Annotated in this window: 24 protein-coding genes, 1 rRNA gene and 1 riboswitch; of the genes, 20 read left to right on the top strand and 5 right to left on the bottom strand. The window is 45.0% G+C overall.

Going from position 1 to position 24,620, the window contains the following annotated elements; all coding sequences use genetic code 11:
• The first annotated feature begins 28 nt into the window (after positions 1–28).
• From ftsE to glpG, 5 genes are all read left to right on the top strand, one after another.
• Positions 29–703 carry a cell division ATP-binding protein FtsE gene (gene ftsE / locus VIA_RS00125; protein ID WP_004409571.1) on the top strand — a complete coding sequence of 225 codons (675 nt, stop codon included), beginning with the start codon at positions 29–31 and terminating at the stop codon, positions 701–703.
• A complete protein-coding gene (ftsX, locus tag VIA_RS00120; protein ID WP_004409570.1) occupies positions 693–1,661 on the top strand; it encodes a permease-like cell division protein FtsX in 969 nt (322 codons plus the stop codon). Before ftsE ends, ftsX begins: the two co-directional genes overlap by 11 nt.
• Positions 1,662–1,843: 182 nt before the next feature.
• A complete protein-coding gene (rpoH, locus tag VIA_RS00115; RefSeq protein ID WP_004409569.1) occupies positions 1,844–2,701 on the top strand; it encodes an RNA polymerase sigma factor RpoH in 858 nt (285 codons plus the stop codon).
• Between the two features lie 411 nt (positions 2,702–3,112).
• On the top strand, positions 3,113–3,439 hold the full coding sequence (glpE, locus tag VIA_RS00110) for a thiosulfate sulfurtransferase GlpE (protein WP_004409568.1): 327 nt from the start codon (positions 3,113–3,115) through the stop codon (positions 3,437–3,439).
• A gap of 4 nt (positions 3,440–3,443) precedes the next feature.
• Positions 3,444–4,280, top strand: a complete 837-nt coding sequence (gene glpG, locus VIA_RS00105) for a rhomboid family intramembrane serine protease GlpG (protein ID WP_004409567.1) — start codon at positions 3,444–3,446, stop codon at positions 4,278–4,280.
• A 54-nt stretch (positions 4,281–4,334) separates the two neighbouring features.
• On the opposite strand, the gene VIA_RS00100 is transcribed toward glpG, so the two are convergent.
• Positions 4,335–4,742 carry a flagellar basal body-associated protein FliL gene (locus tag VIA_RS00100; RefSeq protein WP_004409566.1) on the bottom strand — a complete coding sequence of 136 codons (408 nt, stop codon included), beginning with the start codon at positions 4,740–4,742 and terminating at the stop codon, positions 4,335–4,337.
• A 165-nt stretch (positions 4,743–4,907) separates the two neighbouring features.
• Here VIA_RS00100 and VIA_RS00095 point away from each other — a divergent pair, with 165 nt between their 5' ends.
• Together VIA_RS00095 and ubiA are read left to right on the top strand one after the other, a co-directional pair.
• On the top strand, positions 4,908–5,450 hold the full coding sequence (locus VIA_RS00095; protein ID WP_004409565.1) for a chorismate lyase: 543 nt from the start codon (positions 4,908–4,910) through the stop codon (positions 5,448–5,450).
• On the top strand, positions 5,447–6,301 hold the full coding sequence (gene ubiA, locus VIA_RS00090) for a 4-hydroxybenzoate octaprenyltransferase (protein ID WP_004409561.1): 855 nt from the start codon (positions 5,447–5,449) through the stop codon (positions 6,299–6,301). Before VIA_RS00095 ends, ubiA begins: the two co-directional genes overlap by 4 nt.
• Positions 6,302–6,353: 52 nt before the next feature.
• On the opposite strand, the gene plsB is transcribed toward ubiA, so the two are convergent.
• The gene (gene plsB, locus VIA_RS00085) at positions 6,354–8,798 is read right to left on the bottom strand and encodes a glycerol-3-phosphate 1-O-acyltransferase PlsB (protein WP_004409559.1); all 2,445 of its coding nucleotides are present in this window, start codon (positions 8,796–8,798) and stop codon (positions 6,354–6,356) included.
• Between the two features lie 203 nt (positions 8,799–9,001).
• On the opposite strand from plsB, the gene VIA_RS00080 reads away from it, so the two are divergent.
• The 7 genes from VIA_RS00080 to VIA_RS00050 all read left to right on the top strand — a co-directional run bounded on the left by VIA_RS00080 (position 9,002) and on the right by VIA_RS00050 (position 15,171).
• Positions 9,002–9,364: a diacylglycerol kinase gene (locus VIA_RS00080; RefSeq protein ID WP_004417957.1), complete on the top strand. Its 363-nt coding sequence runs from the start codon at positions 9,002–9,004 to the stop codon at positions 9,362–9,364.
• Between the two features lie 86 nt (positions 9,365–9,450).
• On the top strand, positions 9,451–10,071 hold the full coding sequence (gene lexA / locus VIA_RS00075; RefSeq protein WP_004409550.1) for a transcriptional repressor LexA: 621 nt from the start codon (positions 9,451–9,453) through the stop codon (positions 10,069–10,071).
• Between the two features lie 86 nt (positions 10,072–10,157).
• Positions 10,158–10,970: a class I SAM-dependent methyltransferase gene (locus VIA_RS00070; protein WP_004409549.1), complete on the top strand. Its 813-nt coding sequence runs from the start codon at positions 10,158–10,160 to the stop codon at positions 10,968–10,970.
• A 41-nt stretch (positions 10,971–11,011) separates the two neighbouring features.
• Complete coding sequence (dinF, locus tag VIA_RS00065; RefSeq protein ID WP_004417954.1) at positions 11,012–12,349, top strand: MATE family efflux transporter DinF; 1,338 nt, start codon at positions 11,012–11,014, stop codon at positions 12,347–12,349.
• Between the two features lie 215 nt (positions 12,350–12,564).
• Complete coding sequence (locus VIA_RS00060) at positions 12,565–13,713, top strand: S-(hydroxymethyl)glutathione dehydrogenase/class III alcohol dehydrogenase (protein ID WP_004409546.1); 1,149 nt, start codon at positions 12,565–12,567, stop codon at positions 13,711–13,713.
• 188 nt (positions 13,714–13,901) lie between these two features.
• Positions 13,902–14,741: an S-formylglutathione hydrolase gene (gene fghA / locus VIA_RS00055; RefSeq protein ID WP_004409538.1), complete on the top strand. Its 840-nt coding sequence runs from the start codon at positions 13,902–13,904 to the stop codon at positions 14,739–14,741.
• Positions 14,742–14,838: 97 nt separating this feature from the next.
• Positions 14,839–15,171: a DMT family transporter gene (locus VIA_RS00050; protein ID WP_004409536.1), complete on the top strand. Its 333-nt coding sequence runs from the start codon at positions 14,839–14,841 to the stop codon at positions 15,169–15,171.
• A 64-nt stretch (positions 15,172–15,235) separates the two neighbouring features.
• On the opposite strand, the gene sthA is transcribed toward VIA_RS00050, so the two are convergent.
• Positions 15,236–16,666, bottom strand: coding sequence for a Si-specific NAD(P)(+) transhydrogenase (gene sthA, locus VIA_RS00045; protein ID WP_071816255.1), 1,431 nt, complete (start codon positions 16,664–16,666; stop codon positions 15,236–15,238).
• A 255-nt stretch (positions 16,667–16,921) separates the two neighbouring features.
• Between sthA and fabR the strand changes: the two genes are divergently transcribed.
• Entirely contained in the window at positions 16,922–17,563 is a 642-nt protein-coding gene (fabR, locus tag VIA_RS00040; RefSeq protein WP_004417952.1) for an HTH-type transcriptional repressor FabR, read from the top strand.
• Positions 17,563–17,949 carry a YijD family membrane protein gene (locus VIA_RS00035; RefSeq protein ID WP_004409529.1) on the top strand — a complete coding sequence of 129 codons (387 nt, stop codon included), beginning with the start codon at positions 17,563–17,565 and terminating at the stop codon, positions 17,947–17,949. The genes fabR and VIA_RS00035 overlap by 1 nt, the downstream gene beginning before the upstream one ends.
• Before the next feature lie 76 nt (positions 17,950–18,025).
• On the opposite strand, the gene trmA is transcribed toward VIA_RS00035, so the two are convergent.
• On the bottom strand, positions 18,026–19,135 hold the full coding sequence (gene trmA / locus VIA_RS00030) for a tRNA (uridine(54)-C5)-methyltransferase TrmA (protein WP_004409528.1): 1,110 nt from the start codon (positions 19,133–19,135) through the stop codon (positions 18,026–18,028).
• A 199-nt stretch (positions 19,136–19,334) separates the two neighbouring features.
• Positions 19,335–19,537: riboswitch (cobalamin riboswitch) on the top strand.
• A 56-nt stretch (positions 19,538–19,593) separates the two neighbouring features.
• On the opposite strand from trmA, the gene VIA_RS00025 reads away from it, so the two are divergent.
• From VIA_RS00025 to murI, 3 genes are read left to right on the top strand one after another with little or no spacing between them, the layout of a single operon-like run.
• A complete protein-coding gene (locus VIA_RS00025) occupies positions 19,594–21,456 on the top strand; it encodes a TonB-dependent receptor domain-containing protein (protein ID WP_004409526.1) in 1,863 nt (620 codons plus the stop codon).
• 49 nt (positions 21,457–21,505) lie between these two features.
• A complete protein-coding gene (locus VIA_RS00020) occupies positions 21,506–22,186 on the top strand; it encodes a Dph6-related ATP pyrophosphatase (protein ID WP_004417950.1) in 681 nt (226 codons plus the stop codon).
• 28 nt (positions 22,187–22,214) lie between these two features.
• Positions 22,215–23,018 (top strand): glutamate racemase, encoded by an 804-nt coding sequence (gene murI / locus VIA_RS00015; protein ID WP_004409520.1) that lies wholly within the window; start codon positions 22,215–22,217, stop codon positions 23,016–23,018.
• Here murI and VIA_RS00010 read toward each other — a convergent pair.
• Entirely contained in the window at positions 22,984–23,433 is a 450-nt protein-coding gene (locus VIA_RS00010; RefSeq protein ID WP_004409518.1) for an RNA recognition motif domain-containing protein, read from the bottom strand. The two genes, murI and VIA_RS00010, sit on opposite strands and share 35 nt — an antisense overlap.
• 590 nt (positions 23,434–24,023) lie before the next feature.
• Here VIA_RS00010 and VIA_RS00005 point away from each other — a divergent pair.
• Positions 24,024–24,620 (top strand): 16S ribosomal RNA (locus VIA_RS00005); the annotation flags it as partial.

Below are 24,620 nucleotides of genomic sequence, written 5' to 3'. Positions count from 1 at the left end.
GAAGAAACTCAGTTAAGAGGGATTTCGAGTGATAAAATTTCAGCAAGTGAGTAAAGCTTATCGAGGTGGTCGACAAGCTTTACAGAAGGTCGACTTTCATCTCCGTCGAGGTGAAATGGCCTTTCTCGGTGGCCACTCGGGTGCCGGAAAGAGTACGCTGCTAAAGTTGATATGTGCTATTGAACGTCCAACCGATGGAAAAATTAGCTTCAATGAGCACGACATCACTCGTATCCCAAGCAAAGACATCCCTTTCTTGCGTCGAAATATCGGAATTGTTTTCCAAGACCATCGACTGCTGATGGATAGAAGTGTGTTTGATAACGTTGCTTTGCCTATGCGGATTGAGTCAATTGCAGAAAACGAGATTAAGCGCCGTGTTTCTGCTGCGTTAGATAAAACAGGCTTACTCGACAAAGCCAAGTGTCTACCAAGTCAATTGTCGGGTGGTGAACAACAGCGCGTGGGCATTGCACGGGCGGTTGTCAATCGACCAACACTATTATTGGCCGATGAACCAACGGGTAACCTAGACCCAGATTTATCAAATCGCGTGTTAAAGCTGTTTGAAGAATTTAACCGTGCTGGCGTGACCATCCTATTAGCGACTCACGACCTGGGGTTAGTGAATACTCGCCCACAATATCGTCATCTGGAGTTAAACCAAGGTTTCTTGAGTGAGGTCGAAGATTATGGCCATTAAATCTCGTAAAAAAGCGAGCAATTCAAATCGAGCCAAAAATCGTGTTAAACGCGATAGCTTCTTCACTGTGCATCTTAAGCAAGCTAAAGCCTCATTAGGTGAGATGTGGCTGCGCCCGATGGGCAATATTCTCACCTTAGCCGTCATCTCTATGGCGTTAGCGATGCCTTCTGCACTCTATTTATTGGGTAAGAATATTTCTGCTGCCTCTACCAATGTCACTAGCCCTTCGCAAGTGAGTGCTTACTTAAAAGAGCAAACACCGGAAGCGCGCGTGATGGTATTGAAAGATCAGTTAGAGAGTGCGTTGGATGTGGCGAGTGTGGAGTACGTTTCCCCTCAGCAAGGTCTCGATGACCTTAGTCAGTATTCGGGCTTTGAGCGCGCGCTGACTATGCTTGATGATTATGCTCTACCTGGTGTCTTGGTGATTACACCAAGTCAGGAAGATAAAGAATCGATCAAGCAGTTAGCGGCACGTGTGGCAAAAGAAGATGGTATTACTGATGTACGTCTTGATGAGGATTGGCTGACTCGTTTGGATGCGATTAAGAATCTTGTTGGCGGTATCGTCGTCACTCTATCTGTGCTTATGCTAGGCTCGGTATTCTTAATTGTTGGTAATACATTGCGCTTTAACGTACTGGCCAACAAAGATGAAATTCAAACCATGAAGCTGATTGGCGCCACCAACAGCTATATTTTACGCCCGTATCTTTATTCTGGCATGTGGTTTGGATTGCTCGGTGCGACGATTGCTTGGATTTTAACAGCGGTTATCACAATTATACTCAACAACAGTGTTGAGCAATTGGCGCTACTGTATGATAGCCGTTTTAGACTGGTTGGTTTGAGCTGGGATGAATCCCTGTTGTTGGTGATGTTAGGTACTTTCCTAGGCTGCCTTGCGGCGAAGGTTTCTGCTCAGCGTCATCTAAAAGAAATAGAGCCCGTTTAAATTGAACCTGTTTATTATGTCGCTGTCATACTATTGATAAAAGTACACGCTACCGTATACTTTTATCTTGTATAGACAGTTTGTTTATGCATAATAACTTTCCCCTGCTTGAAACCTGTTCATTTTAGGTTCAAGATTGATGGGTTAAAAATACTCCAGATCAGAGATTGATGAGGAACTGAATGACAAGTCAAGCATACCCAATGGCAGCTGTAACGCAAGATAGCTTAGATAGCTACATTCGCTCAGCAAACAGCTACCCAATGCTAACTCCTGAAGAGGAGCGTGATTTAGCTGAGAGACTGCATTACGACGGCGAGATAGAGGCGGCAAAAGGATTGATCCTTTCACACCTACGTTTTGTTGTGCACGTTGCTCGCGGTTATTCAGGTTATGGCCTACCAATGGCTGACCTTGTTCAAGAAGGCAACATCGGCCTAATGAAAGCGGTAAAACGCTTTAACCCTGAAGTGGGCGTTCGCCTAGTCTCTTTCGCTGTTCACTGGATTAAAGCTGAAATTCACGAGTATGTGCTACGTAACTGGCGCATTGTGAAAATCGCCACAACCAAAGCCCAGCGTAAATTGTTCTTTAACCTACGTAAGTCGAAAAAGCGTCTAGGTTGGTTCAATAATGGTGAAGTGGAAACCGTTGCACGCGAGCTTGGTGTAGAGCCATCAGAAGTACGTGAAATGGAATCTCGACTAGCTGCACAAGATGCAACCTTTGAGATGCCGACTGATGATGACGAGACTGGCACCTCGTACACTGCACCTATGGTCTATTTAGAAGACAAAGCGTCAGACGTTGCAGACCATGTTGAGGCGTCAAACTGGGAAGCTCACACCAATAACCGTTTGAGCTTAGCACTTAAGAGCTTAGATGATCGCAGTCAGCATATTGTTCGTTCTCGTTGGTTAGATGACAATAAATCTACCCTGCAAGAGCTTGCTGAAACTTACAGCGTATCTGCGGAACGTATTCGTCAGCTTGAAAAGAATGCGATGAAAAAGCTTAAGGCTGCGGTTGGCGAGTTTTAGTCTCTCCCTCTCCGAATTTTTAAGAAGCCGAGATCATATGATCTCGGCTTTTTTATTGCCGATCATAAACGGTATTTAAACGCGATAACGGGATCTAATCTTGATGTAATTGCCTGTGGGTAACTCTGTGGTAAATTTCTTTGCTATCTGTCAGAAAGCGGGGTGAATAAAGGCATTAGAGGCAAGTTGTTGATGGGGATAGTTTCTTGCTTACACACATTCAAATAAGGATCATTACTATATATTGTGGATCCAGAATCGAATAGACACTTTATCAACGCAATCCACAGTTTTATCCACAGATGGTCGAAATATGATCGCTAGTGGATAACCTTACTCACTCCGTGTACTTGTTAATCACTGGATAGGTTACAATGACGGCCGATAATTAAAACAGAAAAGAGAAAGTTGATGGACCAGTTTAAACATATTGATGTCGATGGCGCGCAGCGCTTGTTGGAGCAAGGTGACGCAACAATGGTCGACATCCGTGACCCACAATCTTTTGCCGTTGCTCATGCTAAAAATGCCTTTCACCTAACCAATGACACTATGGTTTCTTTTATGGATGAAGTGGAGTTTGAGCAACCAGTCTTGGTGATGTGCTACCACGGGGTAAGTAGTCAAGGTGCCGCTCAGTATTTGGTTAACCAAGGCTTTGAGCAGGTGTATAGTGTTGATGGTGGCTTTGAAGCCTGGCAAAGAGCTCAATTACCGACGCAGTCCAATCTAGGATAACTTTATGCATAGACTCATCTCTCTCAATAATCCGCGTATAGCGCAGGCCTTTATCGATTATATGGCCTCACGTCAGATTGATATTCAGATGATGCCTGAGGGAGAAGGGCGATTCGCATTATGGCTAAAGGACGGTCAGCACCAAGTTGAGGTTCAAGCCGAACTCGATCATTTTCTTGCCAACCCCAACGCCAATAAATATCAGGCAGCCTCGTGGGATATGGCTGAGTCACGCAAGAGTCACTTTACCTACAATTCACCAAGTATGTTGGCAATGATCAAAGCCAAGGCAGGGCCAATGACTTTGTTGGTGATGCTGGTCTGCTCGGTGATCTTCGTCTTGCAACAGTTTGGTATGAGCAATGCTATTTTTCAGGCGTTGCACTTTCCGGCCCTAGCGGGTCAAGAGTGGCAACTATGGCGCTGGTTCGGCCATGCTCTATTGCATTTCTCGGTGATGCATATCGCCTTTAACTTACTCTGGTGGTGGCAGTTAGGTGGTGATATCGAGCAAAAGCTAGGTTCGACAAAACTGATTCAGCTGTTTTTGGTTTCTGCGGCATTGTCGGGGGCTGGGCAATATTGGGTTGAAGGGGCCAACTTCGGCGGCTTGTCAGGGGTTGTTTATGCGTTAGTCGGCTACCTATGGATGCTAGGCTATAAAGCGCCACAAGTTGGTTTGAGTATGCCTAAACCTGTTATTGGTTTTATGTTGGTGTGGTTGGTTCTTGGCTTTATGCAGCCATTTATGGCCATTGCCAATACGGCCCATCTAGTCGGCTTATTATCTGGCGTGGTATTTGGCTTAGTCGACGCAAGTCGAGCTAATGCCAAACAGTAAGCAAGAAAAAAGCGGCGTTTAGCGCCGCTTTTTAGTATCAAGAGATTACTCAAGTTACTGGTATAAGTACTTGGTAAATAGTAAATCAGCAATGATGGTTTTACCGGTTTCTGGTAGTAAGGTTTCATTGAGCTGGCTGACGAGGGTTTTACGTAAGTCTTCACGCCCGGCTAATGAAGTAATGGTATCTTCTGACTGTTTGCCTAACAGTTCAATCACTGCATCACGAATCAAAGGTTGGTGTAGTTCGATGATTTTCAAATCGGCTTCACTGGCAACCATGATATCAATGCGAACTTGAATATAGCCAAGCTTCTTACCTTTGGTGTAGAAGTTGGTGGTTAAATCAGGTTCTAGGGTGAAGTAGGCTAACTTCGGTGTTGACTCTTCTTCTGCAAAAGTCGGCAAACTAATAACAAGGCTCAAGAGGCAAAATATTTGGGCTAGGTAACGTTTAATCATATTTATAACTTTTCTTTCTTCCAATCACGATATTCGAATCGCCTGAGTCTTGTTACAATGGAGCATCTATTTGTAATAAAAATGCGTTAAGCACTCGAAGTAGTGGTTAACATCAGAGATCGAAGCTTTATTGTACGATGATAAGGCTACTTATTGAATACTAGTATGAATCAATCGACTGCGCTTTATTTATCAGCCTTACGCCAGACTAAATGGCAAGACCCTGATAATTTTAGCTTTCCTACACAAAGTGCAAAAAAATGGTTATTAGAACAGGGCTCATTGTCACGTTTATTAGAGTCTTATTGCCAATCTTTGAATGTAGATCTACTCCATAACAAAATTGTAAAAGCAGAGAAGCTTAACGACCAAGAAGTCTCCCTATTGGCACAAGAGGCGTGTTTGCTGCGTAAAGTTGTGCTCAAAGGTGATGGTCAAGCTTGGGTGTTAGGTCGTACCCTAATCCCTCAATCGTCAATGCAAGGCCAAGAATTCGATCTTGCTCAGCAAGGTGAAATTCCTTTAGGGCTCACTGTATTTAGCGCTAATGATGTAAAGCGAGATGCCCTTCAGGTTGGCATTGTTGAAGTCAATAACGAAATCTTGCTAGCTCGTCGCTCTCGCCTATGGATGAACCATAAACCGATGCTCGTTGCTGAGTTGTTTTTACCTACTGCGCCCATTTATACAAAGGAGAGTATTAAATGACCTCGGAGAAGGCCGTCGCGTATTGGCAGTTAATGCGTATGGACAAACCCATCGGGACCTTATTACTGCTTTGGCCGACCTTATGGGCGCTAATTATCTCAGCTCAGGGCATCCCTGATTTTAAAGTCTTATTGGTCTTTGTGCTCGGGGTTATTTTCATGCGCGCCGCAGGGTGCGTCATTAATGATTTTGCCGATCGTAAGGTTGATGGGCATGTTAAACGCACTAAGCAACGCCCGTTGCCATCGGGTCGGGTTAGTTCGAAAGAAGCAATTGGCTTATTTTTAGCGTTAGCGATTAGTTCATTCGTGTTGGTATTGAGCATGAATACGCTGACGATTCAGCTCTCTATTGTTGGTATTGTGCTGGCCTTTATTTACCCATTTATGAAGCGCTTTACTCACTTGCCTCAGCTGTTTTTAGGTCTGGCGTTTAGTTGGTCAATCCCAATGGCGTGGGCGGCGCAATCAGGCGAAGTGCCGATGATGGTTTGGTTTATCTTTGCCATTAATGCCATATGGACCATTGCCTACGATACTCAGTATGCGATGGTTGATAGAGACGATGACCTCAAGATAGGCATTAAGTCGACCGCGATTCTGTTTGGTCGCTTCGATAAGATGGTGATTGGCGTTTTACAACTGATGACTTTAACCATGCTGATGTTTGTCGGTACTTGGTATCAGCTCGGCGCAAGCTTCTATTGGAGCTTATTGATGGTCGGTGCTCTGTTTGTGTTTCAGCAGCATTTGATTCGTCATCGCGAGCGTGACCTCTGCTTTAGGGCTTTCCTCAATAACAACTATGTTGGCATGATAGTCACCATAGGTTTGTTTATCGCATTCTGGTAATAAAAAAGGGCATCGATTGGATGCCCTTTTTTAGATTTCAAAACGAGTAATTTTACTGCGCTTGCTTGGCTTCTACCGCTTGGTAGATGCTCTCTTCAATGGTTAAGCGAACTTCAGGGTAGAGCATTGAGTAAAGGAGCTTAGCCAGTTGCTCACTCTTAGCACTGTCACAGTTACCATCAACATCAAGATAAGCTTGCTGTTTTAGCGTGGTAAACAGGGCAGAGAATACCCCTTTGTCGAAGAACTCTGGCGCATTGATACCGTGCAGGCGACCAAGTCGTTGAGCGATATCTTGGCTCTTAAGCTCTAAGTCAGATTTGCCCAGTTCAGGGTTAGCGACCAATAGATTCAGTGCAATCGAGTAGCGCTGTAGAGTTTCAGTAATCGTACGACCGAGCAATACCAGCACTTGGCTGTTCGCGGTGTTGATTGACACTTGTTGTTCACTGTTGATGGTCACTAAACCTTGGCTCGCCAACTCTTCGATATACGCTTCGGTCAGCTGAGCTAAGTTTTCTTGCTCAATGCTTAAGAACAGTTCCTGTTTTAAGAACGGATAAACCAAGGCGACGTTTTCTTGAATTTGCGTAAGTGATAGCTGTTGGTGACGCACGAGCATCTGCGCGATCAACGACGGCAGGGCCAGTAGGTGAATGATGTTGTTACGGTAGTAAGTCATCAAGATCGATTGGTTACGGTCAAGAGAGACAATATCACCCATGCTGTCCGCTTCGAGCATAAACTTATCCAGTGACTCCGCGTGCTTAACCAGAGATTCAGCATCATCTTGCGGGACGGTATAGGTTGATGAGTACGGCACGTTCTTCAGAATCGAAAGATAGCAATCGATCTGATTGACCAAGCTGTCACGAGATAGAGCACGTTGACGAGAAGCAAGCAGCGCCGTCGCACACAGTGTTAGCGCGTTGGTTGCAGCGGCATCATTGATATGCGTCATCATCTTGGTGGCAAGATCGTTGACCACAGGGTTTAGCCACTGTGGTTTGCTAGAGCCCATAGGATCAATATCTTTGGTCCACTCAGGAGCTTGCTCGTTGAGGTATTGGTTAAGCGGAATCGGCTCACCGAAGTTCACATAGCCTTGACCAAAGTTACGCAGCTTACGAATTGTACGCAGTACTAAGCTCGCGTTCTCTTTCTCTTTGCGCTTACCACGTAGCTCTTTAGCGTAGGTTGCGACTTCCATCACGTGTTCATAGCCGATGTAGACTGGCACAAGCGTCACTGGGCGGTTAAGACCACGTAGCATTGCTTGAATCGTCATTGCCAGCATGCCGGTTTTCGCTTGCAGCAAACGACCCGTACGTGAACGACCACCTTCACTGAAGTATTCTACTGAATATCCTTTAGCAAATAGCTCGGCTAAGTATTCACGGAAGATTGTCGAGTAAAGTTTGTTGCCTTTAAAGCTACGACGGATAAAGAACGCACCGCCACGACGGAAAATCGGTCCTGCCGGGAAGAAGTTTAGGTTGATACCCGCCGCGATATGCGGTGGCACCATGCCTTCACGGTACAGCACATAAGAAAGCAGCAAGTAGTCCATGTGGCTACGGTGACAAGGCACGTAAACAATCTCATGACCATCTTGAGCAAGCTTGCGCACAGTGGCAGCGTTAGTGATGTTCAAACCTTGATAGATACGGTTCCACAGCCAGCCGAGCAGACGCTCACCATTTTTAATCAGTGAATAAGAGAAGTCAGCAGCAATCTCATCCATGATCGCTTGCGCTTCTTTGCGTGCTTTCTCTATCGGGATATTTTTCGCTTTCGCTTCATCTTCAATTGCTTTTTCAATCGCTTTTGACTGCATTAAGCGATCAAACAAAGCTTGGCGACTTGGCAAGTTAGGGCCTGACGCGGCGAGCTTCTGACGTGAGAAATGAATACGCGCCACTCGTGCCAATTTGTGGGCAATAGAAGTATCGGTGCCGTGAGAGTCTGCCATGTAACGCAGTGATACCACTGGGCTAATACGCACTAAACAGTCACGACCTGCCAGGAGCATCGCCTTGGCTTTTTGTGGGCCATTTAATGATTGCAGATATGGCTTCTGCTGTGACTCTTTACCCGGCTTACGCCCCCACAGAACAGTCGTCGGAATGATTTGAACATCCAACTCGCTATCGAATTTGTGTAGCTCAAGCAGATCGGAAAATTGCGTAATTGAATCGCTAGGTACGTCTTGGTCGTTAGCCATGACGGTTTGGCGAGAAGAGGTGAAAACGTAGCGGTTAAATTGCTTACCGTTAATTTCTACTGCTTCAAGTGGATCCGGTAGACCTAATTTCATTACTTGAGCTTGCAGCGCGAGTAAGTCGACATCTGAGCGGTATGGCAAAGCGTAGACAATAGGCTTGTTTATATCAATGCTATGATCTTCAATAGGGTTTGAAGGAATTGTGGTTCCTTTCACTAACACTGACATTGGCAGTTTTAGTAAGGAACGCGATAACATTCGTCCAGAAGACATAAGGTTCTTAGCCTCGAAATAGATGTTTTGCCTAACCGCATTTCCATTTCTCTAACTATAGAAGTGGGAATGCACCTAAGCGGGTATTTTTATAGCGGGCAAGGATAACAGAAACTGGTCGAACCTTTTACTTATTATTGATTATGAAAACATCAATCTTTGTTCTGAATGAATTGTTTGTTAAATAAAATAGAGAAAAGAGCTTGAAGCCAAAAACGACACATGGATTTAAACGGCTGAGAAATGCCACCCGCTACTCATGCCAAGGATTAAAAGCCGCGTTTAAACATGAGCCTGCTTTTCAAGAAGAAATTATCCTCGCATCTTTGATGATTCCTGCCGCATTATTTATTGCTGACAGCCAACTTGAGCGTCTCCTGCTGATTGCTACCGTTGTGTTGGTGTTAATCGCTGAGCTATTTAATAGTGCGATTGAAGCGGTGGTGGATCGGGTGAGTGAGGAGCACCATCCGCTATCTGGACGAGCCAAAGATATCGGTTCGGCCGCGGTTATGGTGACCATGTTATTGGCGGGTTACACCTGGTTAGAAATCCTATTTTTCTAAACTCACCAAAAAACAATCAATTGGCTTTGCATTTAACCAATTACTGGATATACTCACAGTTAACTGTATAAAAAGACAGGTGACTTATGAAGCCGTTAACGCCCCGCCAACAACAAGTTTTTGACCTGATCAAAAACAAAATTGAATCGACTGGTATGCCGCCAACTCGTGCTGAAATTGCACGTGAACTCGGCTTCCGTTCAGCAAATGCTGCTGAAGAACATTTAAAAGCGCTTGCTCGTAAAGAAGCGATTGAAATCATTCCTGGTGCCTCTCGTGGTATTCGTATCTTGTTAGAAGATGCTGCCAATGATGATGAAGGTTTACCATTGATTGGCCAAGTAGCCGCAGGTGAGCCAATTCTTGCTCAAGAGCATGTAGAAACACATTACCAAGTCGATCCGGGGATGTTTAAACCACAAGCGGACTTCTTACTACGTGTTAACGGCGAGAGTATGAAAGACATCGGTATTATGGATGGCGATCTACTCGCTGTGCATAAGACACAAGATGTTCGTGATGGACAGGTTGTGGTTGCACGCGTTGATGATGACGTAACGGTGAAGCGGTTAGAGCGTAAAGGCTCAACGGTATTACTGCATGCAGAAAACGAAGAGTTTGCACCAATTAAAGTGGATTTGACCAGTCAGCACCTAGCGATTGAAGGTTTAGCTGTTGGCATTATTCGCAACACAGACTGGATGTAATCTCTGTTTGAGATAAGTTCTCACTTGTTGATTTTGTAATTGATATTCATTATCATCTGATTTCTGGCTACAGAAGGAAGATGATAATGGCCGCCAATCAAACTTCAGCTAAACATCGCTATCAAATACCCAGTAATTTACTGAAACCGTTATGGCTTCGTAGCCGTGAAAGTTTGGTTGATAATGGCTTGGTGTATGACCCTATCGCTGCCCGTGCGTGTCAGCGTTGCCAATTGGCACCAGAATGTTTTGCTGGTGACATCGACCAAAAACAGCTCCTTCACGCCACCCTTACCCAATTGTGCGATCAGCACGTTTCCGACTTTATTAAACGTAATCCAGATGGTTGGATCGTTAATGTTGGTGCCGGATTAGATACCCGCTTTTACCGCGTTGATAATGGTCGTTGTCATTGGCTCGAGCTCGATGTTACTGAAAATCTACTTTGGCGACAGAAACTGTTCCACAACAGTGAACGCTATCACCTTGTCTGCGGTAGCGTTGATGATCTAAGTTGGCTTGAGCAGCTACCAGTACCAGAAAAAACTCCGGTGATGATCGTATGTGAGCATGCATTACTCGATTGTTCAGAAAAACAGGTCGCGAAGTTCATTCAGGCTTTGGGCTGTCATTTTGATAGCGCTCGTGCCTGCATCGTTTTAGCCGGTGATCTTACCCACACCAAGCTAGGCCAGAAACTTGGCTCCGATCAGTACGGTCATGGTTATAGCGCACCGGGCGAAGCAATGTTGGGTTACTTACCTTGGGCACGCTGGGTCAAGACCTATCGACCACTCGAGCAAAACTGTGGGCGGTGGAAGCTTTGGCAGCGCTGGCTTAACAAAGTGAACTTCTTAAAACAACGTTTAACACCAGTAGTGGTTCAGCTTCGCTGGTGATCCCGTTACACTTGCCATTCAATCCTTATTTGAGTGGCAACGTGCAAATACTCCAGACTCTCTCCAATCGCGATGTGCACAAACAAGTGCTACTGATCGCGATCCCTATGGTTCTCTCTAACATTACTGTACCGCTATTGGGTTTGGTTGATGCTGCGGTGATAGGCCATCTTGACCACGCTTGGTATCTCGGTGGTGTCGCGCTTGGCAGCACAATGATCAGTGTAACCTTTTGGCTGCTTGGCTTTTTACGTATGTCGACCACGGGCCTAGCGGCGCAGTCTTACGGCGCGAGCAATAAACATCAATTGGGACTGGTCTTTACACAAGGGATAGCGATGGCTTTGGGCTTCGCAGGGCTGTTTCTCTTATTCCACCAAGCCATTGCGGACTGGGTGTTTAGCTTTAGTGATGCCAGTGACAAGGTGAAGCATTACGGCGAGCAATATTTTTTGATTCGCGCTTGGAGTGCCCCAGCGGCATTGGCCAATTTTGTTCTCCTCGGTTGGTTACTTGGAACACAAAACGCCAAAGCGCCAATGTGGATGGTGATCATTGCTAACGTGACCAACATAGCGTTAGATGTACTGTTTGTGATTGGCTTTGGTTGGAAAGTCGAGGGCGCGGCGCTGGCTTCAGTCATTGCTGACTATACTGGGATGAGTTTTGGTCTGTGGTGTGTATGGCGCAAGTGGCATCAAGATAGTTTGCCACCACTACTTGGCTTAATCAAAGATACCACTAATGGCCTGAGTCGATTTATAAAGCTTAACCGTGACATCTTTCTGCGCTCACTGTGTCTGCAAATGACCTTTACCTTTATGACCTTCCAAGGTGCCAGTTTTGGCGATGAGATTGTTGCCGCTAATGCGGTACTGATGAGCTTCTTGATGATGATCTCCTATGGCATGGATGGTTTTGCCTACGCGATGGAAGCAATGGTGGGTAAAGCGATTGGTGCTAAGGACCGCAATCAGCTTAATCAATCATTGATTGGTACCTTCTTCTGGAGTTTGGTGATTTGTATCGGACTGACCATCGCCTTTGCTTTGGCGGGATCGAACCTGATCAGCTTGATCACGGATATTGAAAGTGTCCACGCTATTGCACTCAATTATTTGCCTTGGTTGGTAGCAATGCCACTTATCTCCATGTGGTGTTTTCTACTTGATGGCATTTTTGTTGGCGCGACCAAAGGTAAAGAGATGCGCAATAGTATGTTTTTCTCTACTTGCGCCTTCTTTATTATTTTTTACTTCGCGATGGGCTGGGGTAACCATGCGCTGTGGTTGGCAATGCTAAGCTTTATGGCGATGCGTGGAGTGACACTTGGTTTGATATTGACTCGCCAGTGGCGCAGAGGAGAATTCCTCGCTTAATAAATTGAGTGCTAATGATGAACCGGGCTATAGGCCCGGTTTTTTGTTCATTGGGCTTATTATTACGTATATGTAAAAATGATTTTCGATTTGATGGGATTATCATTTTCTGTGAAACGCCTAAAATGGCAACCAACAAAACGACGCAGAAGTGAGACGAAAGCTCTACTACGCTTACTACGTCATCTTAAATACCTATTTGAAGGAAACATCCAATGACACTTGAACTCAAACCAGGTCAAACTCATATCCAATCAAAAGCAATGGTTGCTTGGGCAGCTGGCGAACCTCTAAAGCGTGAAACGGTTGATGTTGAACTACCTAAAGCAGGTGAAGTTCTTGTTCGTATCGTAGCGACTGGTGTTTGTCACACTGACGCTTTCACACTATCAGGTGACGATCCAGAAGGTATCTTCCCTTCGATTTTAGGTCATGAAGGTGGCGGTATTGTTGAAATGGTGGGTGAAGGCGTGACTAGCGTTGAAGTTGGTGACCACGTTATCCCACTTTACACAGCAGAATGTGGCGAATGTAAGTTCTGTAAGTCTGGTAAAACTAACCTTTGTCAGGCAGTTCGTGAAACTCAAGGTAAAGGCCTAATGCCAGATGGCACAAGCCGTTTCTCTATCAACGGTGAGCCAATTTACCACTACATGGGTTGTTCAACTTTCTCAGAGTACACGGTACTACCAGAAATCTCACTTGCGAAAGTAAACAAAGAAGCGCCACTTGAAGAAGTTTGTCTTCTAGGTTGTGGTGTGACGACTGGTATGGGTGCGGTACTTAACACAGCTAAAGTTGAACAAGGCGACACAGTTGCTGTATTCGGCCTAGGCGGTATCGGTCTTTCTGCAATTATCGGTGCTCGTATGGCTGGTGCTAGCCGCATCATCGGTGTAGACATCAACGAAAGCAAATTCGAACTAGCAAAACAGCTTGGTGCGACTGATTGCATCAACCCAATGAAATTCGACAAGCCAATCCAAGACGTTATCGTTGAGATGACTGACGGTGGTGTTGACTACTCATTTGAATGTATCGGTAACGTAAACGTGATGCGTCAAGCACTTGAGTGTTGTCACAAAGGTTGGGGCGAGTCTGTCATCATCGGTGTTGCTGGTGCAGGTCAAGAGATCTCAACGCGTCCATTCCAACTAGTGACTGGTCGCGTATGGCGTGGTTCTGCTTTCGGTGGTGTTAAAGGCCGTTCAGAACTTCCAGAAATCGTAAACCGTTACATGGCAGGTGAGTTTGGGCTACAAGAGTTCATCACTCACACAATGGGCCTAGATGACGTAAACGAAGCATTCGAACTAATGCACAAAGGTGAGTCTATCCGTACTGTTCTACACATGGATAAGTAATTCACTTAGGTCTCTTATTGACTCACTGTCCTGTCGATAAGAGACCGTCTGTTCGCCCAGACATCTTTCTCACCATCTTTCGCCCGGGAGGTGGTGGACATTCCCTTTGTTAAGAGTGTCCTTACCTGCGCGCTTTTACCAAAGTGAATGCCTTTTAATTGAACCGTCAGCTTTATGGAGCCTACTCAATGACTATCGAAAATATTAGCCAAGCCAAAGTTGCTGGTGGTTGGCACAAACAATACACCCATGACTCTGTAACGTTGAACTGCAATATGCGCTTTGCAATCTTCTTACCGCCAAACGCATCGAAAACCAAGCCAGTACCGGTTCTTTATTGGTTATCAGGTTTAACTTGTAGCGATGAAAACTTCATGCAAAAAGCAGGCGCCTTCCGCCGAGCTGCAGAGTTGGGCATTGCCATTGTTGCACCAGACACTAGTCCTCGTGGTGAAGATGTCGCTGATGATGAAGGCTACGATCTTGGCCAAGGTGCTGGCTTCTACCTTAATGCGACACAAGAACCTTGGTCACGTCACTACCATATGTATGACTACGTGACAGAAGAGTTGCCAGCACTGATTGAAGCTAATTTCCCAGTATCACGCATTAAGTCGATATCTGGTCATAGCATGGGTGGTCATGGCGCGTTAACCATCGGTCTTAAAAATGCTCAGGGTTACCGCTCAATTTCCGCATTTAGCCCGATCAGCAACCCAATGCAATGCCCTTGGGGGCAAAAAGCATTTAACGCTTACTTGGGTAATGATTTTGAAACGTGGAAGCAGTACGACGCAAGTGAACTGCTTAAACAAGCACAAGCAAAACTGCCTATTTTGGTTGATCAAGGTGATGCCGATAACTTCTTAGTCGAGCAACTAAAACCAGAAATGTTGCAAGCAGCGGCGAAAGAGCATGACTCAGATGTTGAAGTTCGTATTCAACCTGGTTACGACCACAGCTACTACTTTATCTCTAGTTTTATTGATGAGCACCTAGAGTTTCATGCTGCTTACTTAAATCAATAACTCGAATTCATTGATGAGCCTGCGCTTAATCAGTGTAGGCTTTTTTATGCCTTGAAAACAGCGTTACCGTTCAATTTTAATAATAGGAAGTTGCATAATGAGTTGGCTTTTCTTACTGATGGGCGTGATGGCAGAAGCGCTTTCACATGTTGCGTTAAAGGCAACAGATGGTTTTAGTCTATCGAAACCAGTGCCTGCTGCATTGGTGATAGCAGGTCATTTGGCGGCGTTTCTGTTTTTAGGTCAAGCGATGAAAGATTTACCAGTGGGTATTGTGCACTCATTATGGGCTGGACTGGCGATTGTGACGGTCAGTTTGATTTCGACTTTTGTTTATCGCCAACATCTTGATACCACGGTATGGATTGGCATGTTAATGATTGCAGGCGGGGTGGTATTGATTAACCTCTCTCAAGGCCATAGTCACTGATTGAACGTAAAATACAAAAAAGCCGCACTTTGCACAGTGCGGCTTTTTTATATGCAGATTAAGCTTAGAACAGGCGATTCAAACCATTCAATGCCGCAACGCGGTAGGCTTCCGCCATGGTCGGGTAGTTGAAGGTGGTGTTAACGAAGTACTCAATGGTATTCGCTTCGCCTTTTTGCTCCATGATTGCTTGACCGATATGAATGATTTCTGCCGCGCGTTCACCGAAACAGTGAATACCGAGAATCTCTTTGGTTTCGCGGTGGAATAAAATCTTCAAGCTGCCAATATCTTTACCTGCAATCTGGGCGCGAGCAAGGTGCTTGAACGAAGAACGGCCGACTTCATAAGGCACTTTAGCTGCGGTAAGTTCTTGTTCAGTTTTACCCACTGAGCTGATTTCTGGAATCGTATAAATTCCGGTCGGGATGTCGTCAATCAGGTGACCTTCAGCTTGGCCTTTGTTAATTGCCTGAGCAACAAATCGTCCTTGGTCATACGCGGCACTGGCTAGGCTAGGGTAGCCAATCACATCGCCCACTGCGTAGACATGGTCCACTTCAGTTTGATAGTTGCCATCGACTTTTAACTGGCCACGTGAGTCTGCTTCTAGACCGACAGCTGCTAGGTTTAATTTATCTGTGTTACCAGTACGTCCATTGGCGTAAAGAATACAGTCGGCGCGCATTTTCTTGCCAGACTCTAGGTGAACAATCACGCCATCTTCAGTGCCTTCAATCTTCTCAAACGTTTCATCATTGCGAATCACCACACCACTGTTCCAGAAGTGATAGGAAAGCGCATCTGACACCTCGTTATCTAAGAACGCCAGTAGACGGTCACGAGTGTTGATCAGGTCGGTTTTCACCCCTAAACCACGGAAGATTGAAGCGTATTCACAACCGATCACCCCAGCACCATAGATGATGATATGTCTAGGGTCGTGTTTAAGGTTTAAGATTGAGTCGCTGTCATAGATGCGCTCATGGGTGAAATCAACACCTTCAGGTTGATATGGGCGCGAGCCAGTAGCGATGACAAAACGGTCTGCACTATAAGTCTCTTCAGTACCATCGCTTTGCATCACGGCAATGGTGTACTTATCGATAAAGCGCGCCGTACCAAAAATCAGTGAGCACTGATTACGATCATAAAAGCCTTGGCGTAGACGCGTTTGTTTATCGATAACCGACTTTGCATGACCAAGGATGTTCGAGAATGTGGAATGTAGGCTGGTATTGTTATGACAGAACAGAGGGTTGTTATTGAATTCGATAATACGGCTAACCGCGTGGCGAAGTGCCTTTGAAGGGATAGTGCCCCAGTGAGTACAACCACCCCCGACACTGCTTTCCTTTTCGACAATGGCGACATTTAGTCCTGCTTTGGTTAATCCCATCGCTGCCCCTTCACCACCTGGGCCACTACCAATAACGATTACATCAAAGTGGTTACTCTCCACCATAGCTTCTTCCTTGTTATATTGTCTTAACATTGCTGTAGCGAGATTTTAACTGATTCCGTTAAGGCGTACACCAAAAGCACACTAGAGAGTCGGTGGGATCACGTAGAATCAAGCAAATAGATTAAAGGGTATGTCGTATGTCTCTAATTAAGAGTGAAAAGATTGAAAAATCAACGGAACTCGGTTTAATTGCCTCTCGATCGTCAAAGCGAGAGATTTTGGGTTATCTCCTTAAGTCAATCGTTGTATATTAATGACCATCGAAGTACGAAGTAGAAAAAGAATATGAAATCGATGGGAATCCGAGCACAGCAGAAAGAGAAAACACGTCGTTCTTTGATTGATGCTGCGTTCAGTCAACTCAGTGCCGATAGAAGTTTTTCAAACTTAAGTTTACGTGAAGTTGCGCGTGAAGCTGGCATTGCTCCTACCTCATTTTATCGCCACTTCAAAGATATGGATGAGTTAGGTCTAACCATGGTTGATGAAGGTGGTTTGCTGCTGCGTCAATTGATGCGCCAAGCTCGTCAGCGCATTGTCAAAGAAGGCAGTGTGATTCGTACTTCAGTCGAAACTTTTATGGAGTTTATTGAAAGTAGCCCCAACGTATTCCGACTATTATTACGTGAACGCTCTGGTACTTCATTTGAGTTTCGAACCGCGGTTGCAAGAGAAATGCAGCACTTTGTAGCCGAGATGACCGAATACCTGATCAGTACAGGTATGGCTCGTGATGAAGCGTTTACCCAAGCGGAAGCGTCAGTCACTTTAGTTTTCAGTTCTGGCGCAGAAGCGTTGGATCTTGGTGGACATGAGCGAGATGAACTCGCCGAGCGTCTAATAATGCAATTGCGAATGATAGCCAAAGGGGCTTTCTGGTATCGCAAAGAACGTGAACGTAACCGATTAAAAGGTGGGATAGATTAATGTCGAATGAAATAAACCAAGTTAATCGTGGTTCTGAGAAAAAAACACTCGTACTGGCACTGGTTGCGGGTATGTGTGGTGATGCGATGTTGTCTTGGCTGACAATGAGCGAAGTTTCTTTCTCTATTTTTCCACTGATTGCGCTTGTTCTCTCAGTACAAGCTCTTTATCAAGAATACCTAAACAACCCAGTCTCTGAAGATATTCCGCTCGTTGGCCTAGCGTGTTTCTTTGTCGGTGCCTTTGGCCATTCTGCCTTTATCAAGGCGCAGCACCCAGACGCTGGTTCAAATATGTTAGCCATCTTTATCACTCTAGGTTTACTCGTGTGGGTGGCGAAGAAGTTAGGTTTCTTAACTCCATCTTCTGAAAAAGTAGAGTCGTAATTTCTAAGTAACGCAGAGATAAAAAAAACGAGCCAAGTGGCTCGTTTTTTGTTTTGACGTTTTTTGTGTTGAGTAGTTACGCTTTGCGCTCTAGCAGTACACCCGCTTCCATATGGTGGGTATATGGGAACTGGTCAAATAGAGCAAATCGCGTCACATTATGCGTTTCGCACAGCACATCTAGGTTCTCTTTTAGCGTTTCTGGGTTACAAGAGATGTACATGATGCGCTCGTAACCTTGAACCATCTTACAAGTATCGATGTCCATCCCTGAACGTGGTGGATCAACGAAGATGGTGTTGCAGTTGTAGCTGTGTAGATCAACTCCGGCATCTTTTAGTCGGCGGAACTCACGCTTACCTTCAATTGCTTCAGTAAACTCTTCAGCAGACAGGCGCAGGATCTGTACGTTATCAATTTTATTCGCCGCAATATTGTATTGCGCTGATACTACAGATGGCTTAGCAAGTTCCGTCGCTAATACACGGTCAAAGTTTTGTGCCAAAGCGAGTGAGAAGTTACCGTTACCACAGTAAAGCTCTAACAGATCGCCAGTACTCTCTTGGGTGCAATCCACCGCCCACTCAAGCATCTTTTCAGCAACTTTACCATTTGGCTGAGTAAAGCTATTTTCTACTTGTTGGTAAATGTATGGTTTGCCATTTACATCCAGCTTCTCAATTACGTAGTCACGATCTAGGACAATCTTCATCTTACGTGCACGGCCAATAATATTGAGGTTAAAGCCTTCATCATTTAGGCGTTGCTTAAGCGCTTTGGCATTTTGTGTCCATTCATCATCAAGCTGACGGTGGTAAAGCAGTGATACTAAAATCTCGCCACTTAGCGTCGAAAGGAAATCAACTTGGAACAGTTTGCGACGCAGTGAATCATTGTCTTTCATTGCATCAACCAGCAGTGGCATTAAATCGTTGATTAGGCGGCTTGCGGCTGGGAACTGGTCGACACGGTATTTTTCGCGCGTCTCTTGGTTAAACATGATGTAGTAAAGGTCTTCACCTTCATGCCAAACGCGAAACTCCGCTCGCATACGGTAGTGCTGCTCAGGAGATTCAAATACTTCCAACTCAGGTACATTGTAAGATGCGAACATTTCATTAAGACGATCGACTTTATCAGCCAATTGTTCTTGGTAGGTTTGCGGGTTTACATCAAGAGTCGCCATGATTATTACCTTTGGTTTGGTACCTGTGGAAGGTGTATTTAGTTTAAGAGCGCAGATTTTATTCAATCTCAGCGCTATGTCCAGTCTTGTCCGGTTATGTGTTAAAGATAGTGTGTAAAGAGGCAGTTGTGAGCGCTATGAAATGTGTCTAAATGATATAAATCGACAATATTGGCTAGACAAACAACTAATAGCTTAATAACATCGTCGCCAAGCTGGTGCCATTTAGATGTATAGATGGCTGAAAAGGGAATCTGGTGTAATTCCAGAACTGACGCGCAGCGGTAAAAGAGAACGAAAGCTCAATAGGACACTGCACATAGAGTTGTGTGGGAAGTCGAGTGATTAGGTGGTAAATCCGAGCTCTTAAGTCCGAAGACCTGCCAGCAACTGAGTAAACACACTGGAAGCAAGACGCTCCACGCTCAGTAGGACTTACGCGATTTAGGATTATAAAAATGAACCGATCTATTTTAGCGATGACAGTGGCATCGCTACTTTCACACACCTCTTATTCTTATGCTCAAGAAGTTTCTGCCGATGAGACTATGGTAGTCACAGCGAACCGTTTTGAGCAAAGTATCAAAGATGTTATCTCTCCGATTACTATTGTTACCAAAGAAGAGCTTGAACTTTCTCAGGTAAAATCACTACCGGAAGCGTTGCGCTCATTACCAGGTGTGCAAGTTAACAGTGTTGGCTTTGGACAGTATTCAAGCGTCTATGTTCGTGGTAGCTCTTCTCGCCACTTACTTGTACTGATTAACGGTGTTCGTATTGGTAGCTCTACTGCAGGTGAAGCGAACTTTAGCCAGATTCCACTAACGGGTGTTGAACGTATAGAGTTTATTCGCGGTGCGAGAGCTGCACTTTACGGTTCTGATGCTATCTCTGGTGTGATCAACATCGTGACCAACTACCAAGGTGAAAGCATTGCCGAAGTAACTGGTGGTATGGGAAGCCATGGCTACTACGAAGCGGGTATTAATGCAGCTAGTGATCTCAACGAAAACACTTGGGGTAAAGTAAGCGTCTCTGTTAATGGTGATAGCGGAGCCGTATCAGCGCGCACCTCGACAGATACAACACCTTTTGAAGATGATAAAGATGGGTATGATAAAGCGAGTGTTGTGGCTGAGATTGGGCATCAAGTGAATGATGCTCTTCAAGTTAGCCTTCAAGGTTATTACCACAAAGGTAACTCTGAATACGACAAGACGAACTTTGATTTTGGCTCGTTCACCAATGTGATTCAGCCTAATGCGGAATCAGAAAGCACACTTTATAACTTTGCTGGTAAGGCTAAATATCTAAATGGAAGTTATTTTTCTGAACTTACGCTAGCAGTGAATGCTGACAAAGGCCGTGATAGTAACGACTTGGAAGATGACTCTCGTTTTGAAAGTGAAAGAAACGTTGCGACTTGGCTGCATAGCTACAAACTAACTAATGATTTCACGTTTGCTGGCGGCTTAGAGTGGAATGAAGAGAAGGTTTCTACAACAGAGGGAACCTACATCCAAGAGTCTCGTGACAATAAAGCTCTCTTCGTAACTGCAAACTATGTGGTAGAACAGTTTGCTACGGAAGCGAGTGTGCGCACCGATGACAACGAAAGTTATGGCCGCAGCAATACATGGCAACTAGGTGCATCTTATAAGTTATCTGACGAGATAAAAGCTGCGGCTAATGTTGGTACTGGCTTTAAAGCACCAACATTTAATGATCTTTATTATCCTGATGCGGGTAACCCAAATCTTCAACCTGAAGAAAGCTTTGGCTATGAACTCGGCTTCCATGGTTATCATGACTCCGTTGAATGGCAAGTAACGGGCTATAAATCTGAAATTGATCAGTTGATTGCTTGGGCTCCAGTGGATCCAAATAACACAGCAGGCGATTGGATTCCTTCGAACGTGAATAAAGCAGAAATGAAAGGTATTGAATCATCAATTACCTTCTACCTAGATAATGTCTCAAATACGTTTGGCTATGATTATGTTGATGCGACAGATTCATCAACGGGTAAACAGCTAATTCGTCGTTCTAAGCATGTAGCGCGTTGGAACTTAGGGTATCAGTTAAATGCATGGCAGCTAGATGCGACAGCGGTTTACCGTGGTAAGAGTTATGAAGATGCTGACAATACCAATGAGTTAGAAGCTTTCACGTTAGTTGATTTTGCAGCGAGCTACGCATTCAGTGAACAGTTGACTGTTCGAGGTCGAATCCATAATGCGTTCGATGAAGAGTACACAACACAAGAAACTTATAACACGATGGGGCGTTCATATTACCTGAATGCTACATACGCATTTTAAAGTATCAAACCGCCTCCGGGCGGTTTTTTCTTATCAATAGAAAAACAGTATGAAAAAGAACGTCATCATTAGCTGGTCGAGCGGCAAGGATTCGACTCTCACTCTCGAAAGATTGATGGACAGCGATCAATACCAAGTGGTAGGGCTTTATACCACCTATGTTGAAGACGAAGTGCCTTTTCAAGCGACGCCGATATCGGTGGTCGATATGCAAGCTGAGTTGTTGGGTCTTCCTCTGATTAAAATCGAACTGCCTGCAGTGTTTCCTTCCAACGAGGTGTATCAATCAACCATCATCAACGCGCTAAAGGCTTCTAACCTCAATATTGATGCAGTCGCGTTTGGCGATATGTTTTGTAATGGTATCGAGGCATACCGCCGTAGCTACATTGAACCTGCAGGGTGGGAGTGTGTTTTTCCGCTACTAGGAGCAAACAGCCGCGAACTTGCTGAAGAGATTATTGAACGAGGCATCACAACGCTGGTGGTCACAACTGATGGCACGCAGTTGGACTCAAGTTATTGCGGTAAATGGTACGCCAAAACCTTCATCGATAGTCTACCCGCAGGCGTTGACCCATGCGGAGAAGATGGTGAGTTTCATACCTTAGTCACCCAGACCCGTAGCTACACTGGTCGCCTTGAACTTGAATTAATCGACGTAGAGCACGGCGAACGGTTCAGTCATCAACGCTATCAAGCGAAGAGATTGCCAAATATCGAGCAGTGAGTATCATTGCATGGTCGAAAGTAAATGAGTGACTCAAGTGTCCAAGCAACAAGCAAAAATCTTAATCTTTGATTCTGGGGTAGGCGGTCTATCTGTTTATCAAGAAATTCAAAGTAAGCTGCCTCAACTTGAGTATCTCTATATCTTTGACAATGAAGCCTACCCGTATGGTGAGTTGGACCATGATACTTTGATCGACCGAGTGGATAGATTAGTTACTTCATTAGTTGCAAAGCATCATATCGATTTAGTCGTCATCGCCTGTAATACGGCAAGCACTATCGTTCTTCCTACACTACGTGCAAAACTGACTATTCCTGTCGTTGGCGTGGTTCCAGCTATCAAGCCTGCATCAAACTTAGCCAATAAAGCGGTGGGGTTGATCGCGACCCCTGCGACAGTAACACGCCCGTATACCCATGACCTGATTCGAGACTTCTCACAAAGCAAGCCTGTCGAGCTATTAGGTTCGACTCGCTTAGTAGATATTGCGGAAGAGAAGTTGAGAGGAAAGGCGGTTGACTTAGCCGAGTTAAAACAAATACTCGCAGCAATCGAAAATAAAGTAGATGTCGCAGTACTGGGCTGCACTCATTTCCCATTAATTAAGCAAGAGATTCAAGCGGTACTGACAGATCGTGTTTTGTTGGTTGACTCTGGGGAAGCGATCGCAAGAAGAGTTGAAGACTTACTTGAGACGACGGGCAAGAAAGAAACGCGTGGAAAGCGAGAGATTTTCTCAACAGCTCCCCCTTGGGAAGAGGGAGCGTTAAATAAGGCATTACACCAGCTCGGCTTTAGTCCAGTTCAACATTTTCCGATTGCGATTTAGGATCGTTGGCGATACGTACCTTTAAAGTGCGTTGCATGTAGTCTTTTTCATTTAAAGCATCGATAGCGGTTTGAGCATCAGTTGCTGCCATCACCACAAATCCAAAGCCTCTTCGTTTACCTGTGCGTTTATCTTTCATTAAGCGCACTGCAAAGACTTCACCATGTTTAGCAAACAACTCTTTTACGTGTGACTCGTTTGCTTTGTATGGAAGATTACCTACATACAATGTTTTAGTGGATGGATCGTTAGGTTGTTCCTGCTCAATAGTGGTGTTCGAAAGTTTAAGAATAAAAGCGGAAGCAAAAACACCCAGAACAAAGCTTAATGCAGGCGACACAGCAACCTGCGAAAAGATGATTCCACCTAATACAGCTAAGGCGACAATCATTAAGGTCGATTTGTTTGAACTCATATTAGAATACAACTTTTAGGTTTGAAGAAAAATTAGGTCTACTGTTAACAAAATAGACACAGGGATCTTACGTATATGGTTGTTGTTTTTCCAATATATTGATGTGACATGACTCAAATGTTGAAATTTTATTCTATTTTTAATGATTTGATTTCTTTTTGAGCAAACAGAAATTAATTTCGAAAAAACACTTGTCATCCTGTCAGACCTCCCTATAATGCCGCCTCACCGACACGGAGTGAGACAAACATCACACACCGAGTTGGAAAGAGAGAAAAGAAAGTTTGAAAAAATGCTTGACTCTCAAAATGGGAAGCGTAAGATACGCACCCCTAACGACGCGGCGCTGAGCGCAACGGAAGTTAGAAAAAGCTCTTTAAAAATATAGACCTATCAATCTGTGTGGGCACTCGTTGATGATAATCCAATTAGATACCTCGGTATCAAATTAGGTTTCAATGAAACGAAGTGACCAAACGAGTCTTCGGACTTGGCACAGTCAATTCATTATCGTTCTGTTGGAACGATAATAGCTTTAAAATTACATTAGTAGTTTTGAAGTCAGTATTCATTGAGCCGAACAAAATCTTAAATTGAAGAGTTTGATCATGGCTCAGATTGAACGCTGGCGGCAGGCCTAACACATGCAAGTCGAGCGGAAACGACTTAACTGAACCTTCGGGGAACGTTAAGGGCGTCGAGCGGCGGACGGGTGAGTAATGCCTGGGAAATTGCCCTGATGTGGGGGATAACCATTGGAAACGATGGCTAATACCGCATAATGCCTTCGGGCCAAAGAGGGGGACCTTCGGGCCTCTCGCGTCAGGATATGCCTAGGTGGGATTAGCTAGTTGGTGAGGTAAGGGCTCACCAAGGCGACGATCCCTAGCTGGTCTGAGAGGATGATCAGCCACACTGGAACTGAGACACGGTCCAGACTCCTACGGGAGGCAGCAGTGGGGAATATTGCACAATGGGCGCAAGCCTGATGCAGCCATGCCGCGTGTATGAAGAAGGCCTTCGGGTTGTAAAGTACTTTCAGCAGTGAGGAAGGTGGAGTCGTTAATAGCGGCCTCACTTGACGTTAGCTGCAGAAGAAGCACCGGCTAACTCCGTGCCAGCAGCCGCGGTAATACGGAGGGTGCGAGCGTTAATCGGAATTACTGGGCGTAAAGCGCATGCAGGTG

The sequence above is a fragment of the Vibrio orientalis CIP 102891 = ATCC 33934 genome (assembly GCF_000176235.1).
Taxonomy (GTDB): Bacteria; Pseudomonadota; Gammaproteobacteria; order Enterobacterales; family Vibrionaceae; genus Vibrio; species Vibrio orientalis.
The sequence above is the reverse complement of the archived record's forward strand: the minus strand, read 5'-3'. Positions and strand labels throughout refer to the sequence as shown.

Excerpts from the sequence above, each read along its gene's own strand:
- ftsX (WP_004409570.1), top strand. The coding sequence starts at position 693 with ATGGCCATTAAATCTCGTAAAAAAGCGAGCAATTCAAATCGAGCCAAA.
- fabR (WP_004417952.1), top strand. The coding sequence starts at position 16,922 with ATGAAATCGATGGGAATCCGAGCACAGCAGAAAGAGAAAACACGTCGT.
- ubiA (WP_004409561.1), top strand. The coding sequence starts at position 5,447 with ATGACCTCGGAGAAGGCCGTCGCGTATTGGCAGTTAATGCGTATGGAC.
- fghA (WP_004409538.1), top strand. The coding sequence starts at position 13,902 with ATGACTATCGAAAATATTAGCCAAGCCAAAGTTGCTGGTGGTTGGCAC.
- sthA (WP_071816255.1), bottom strand. The coding sequence starts at position 16,666 with ATGTTAAGACAATATAACAAGGAAGAAGCTATGGTGGAGAGTAACCAC.
- glpE (WP_004409568.1), top strand. The coding sequence starts at position 3,113 with ATGGACCAGTTTAAACATATTGATGTCGATGGCGCGCAGCGCTTGTTG.
- rpoH (WP_004409569.1), top strand. The coding sequence starts at position 1,844 with ATGACAAGTCAAGCATACCCAATGGCAGCTGTAACGCAAGATAGCTTA.
- VIA_RS00100 (WP_004409566.1), bottom strand. The coding sequence starts at position 4,742 with ATGATTAAACGTTACCTAGCCCAAATATTTTGCCTCTTGAGCCTTGTT.
- glpG (WP_004409567.1), top strand. The coding sequence starts at position 3,444 with ATGCATAGACTCATCTCTCTCAATAATCCGCGTATAGCGCAGGCCTTT.
- VIA_RS00020 (WP_004417950.1), top strand. The coding sequence starts at position 21,506 with ATGAAAAAGAACGTCATCATTAGCTGGTCGAGCGGCAAGGATTCGACT.
- VIA_RS00025 (WP_004409526.1), top strand. The coding sequence starts at position 19,594 with ATGAACCGATCTATTTTAGCGATGACAGTGGCATCGCTACTTTCACAC.
- trmA (WP_004409528.1), bottom strand. The coding sequence starts at position 19,135 with ATGGCGACTCTTGATGTAAACCCGCAAACCTACCAAGAACAATTGGCT.
- VIA_RS00050 (WP_004409536.1), top strand. The coding sequence starts at position 14,839 with ATGAGTTGGCTTTTCTTACTGATGGGCGTGATGGCAGAAGCGCTTTCA.
- lexA (WP_004409550.1), top strand. The coding sequence starts at position 9,451 with ATGAAGCCGTTAACGCCCCGCCAACAACAAGTTTTTGACCTGATCAAA.
- VIA_RS00035 (WP_004409529.1), top strand. The coding sequence starts at position 17,563 with ATGTCGAATGAAATAAACCAAGTTAATCGTGGTTCTGAGAAAAAAACA.
- VIA_RS00070 (WP_004409549.1), top strand. The coding sequence starts at position 10,158 with ATGGCCGCCAATCAAACTTCAGCTAAACATCGCTATCAAATACCCAGT.
- VIA_RS00010 (WP_004409518.1), bottom strand. The coding sequence starts at position 23,433 with ATGAGTTCAAACAAATCGACCTTAATGATTGTCGCCTTAGCTGTATTA.
- VIA_RS00095 (WP_004409565.1), top strand. The coding sequence starts at position 4,908 with ATGAATCAATCGACTGCGCTTTATTTATCAGCCTTACGCCAGACTAAA.
- VIA_RS00060 (WP_004409546.1), top strand. The coding sequence starts at position 12,565 with ATGACACTTGAACTCAAACCAGGTCAAACTCATATCCAATCAAAAGCA.
- plsB (WP_004409559.1), bottom strand. The coding sequence starts at position 8,798 with ATGTCTTCTGGACGAATGTTATCGCGTTCCTTACTAAAACTGCCAATG.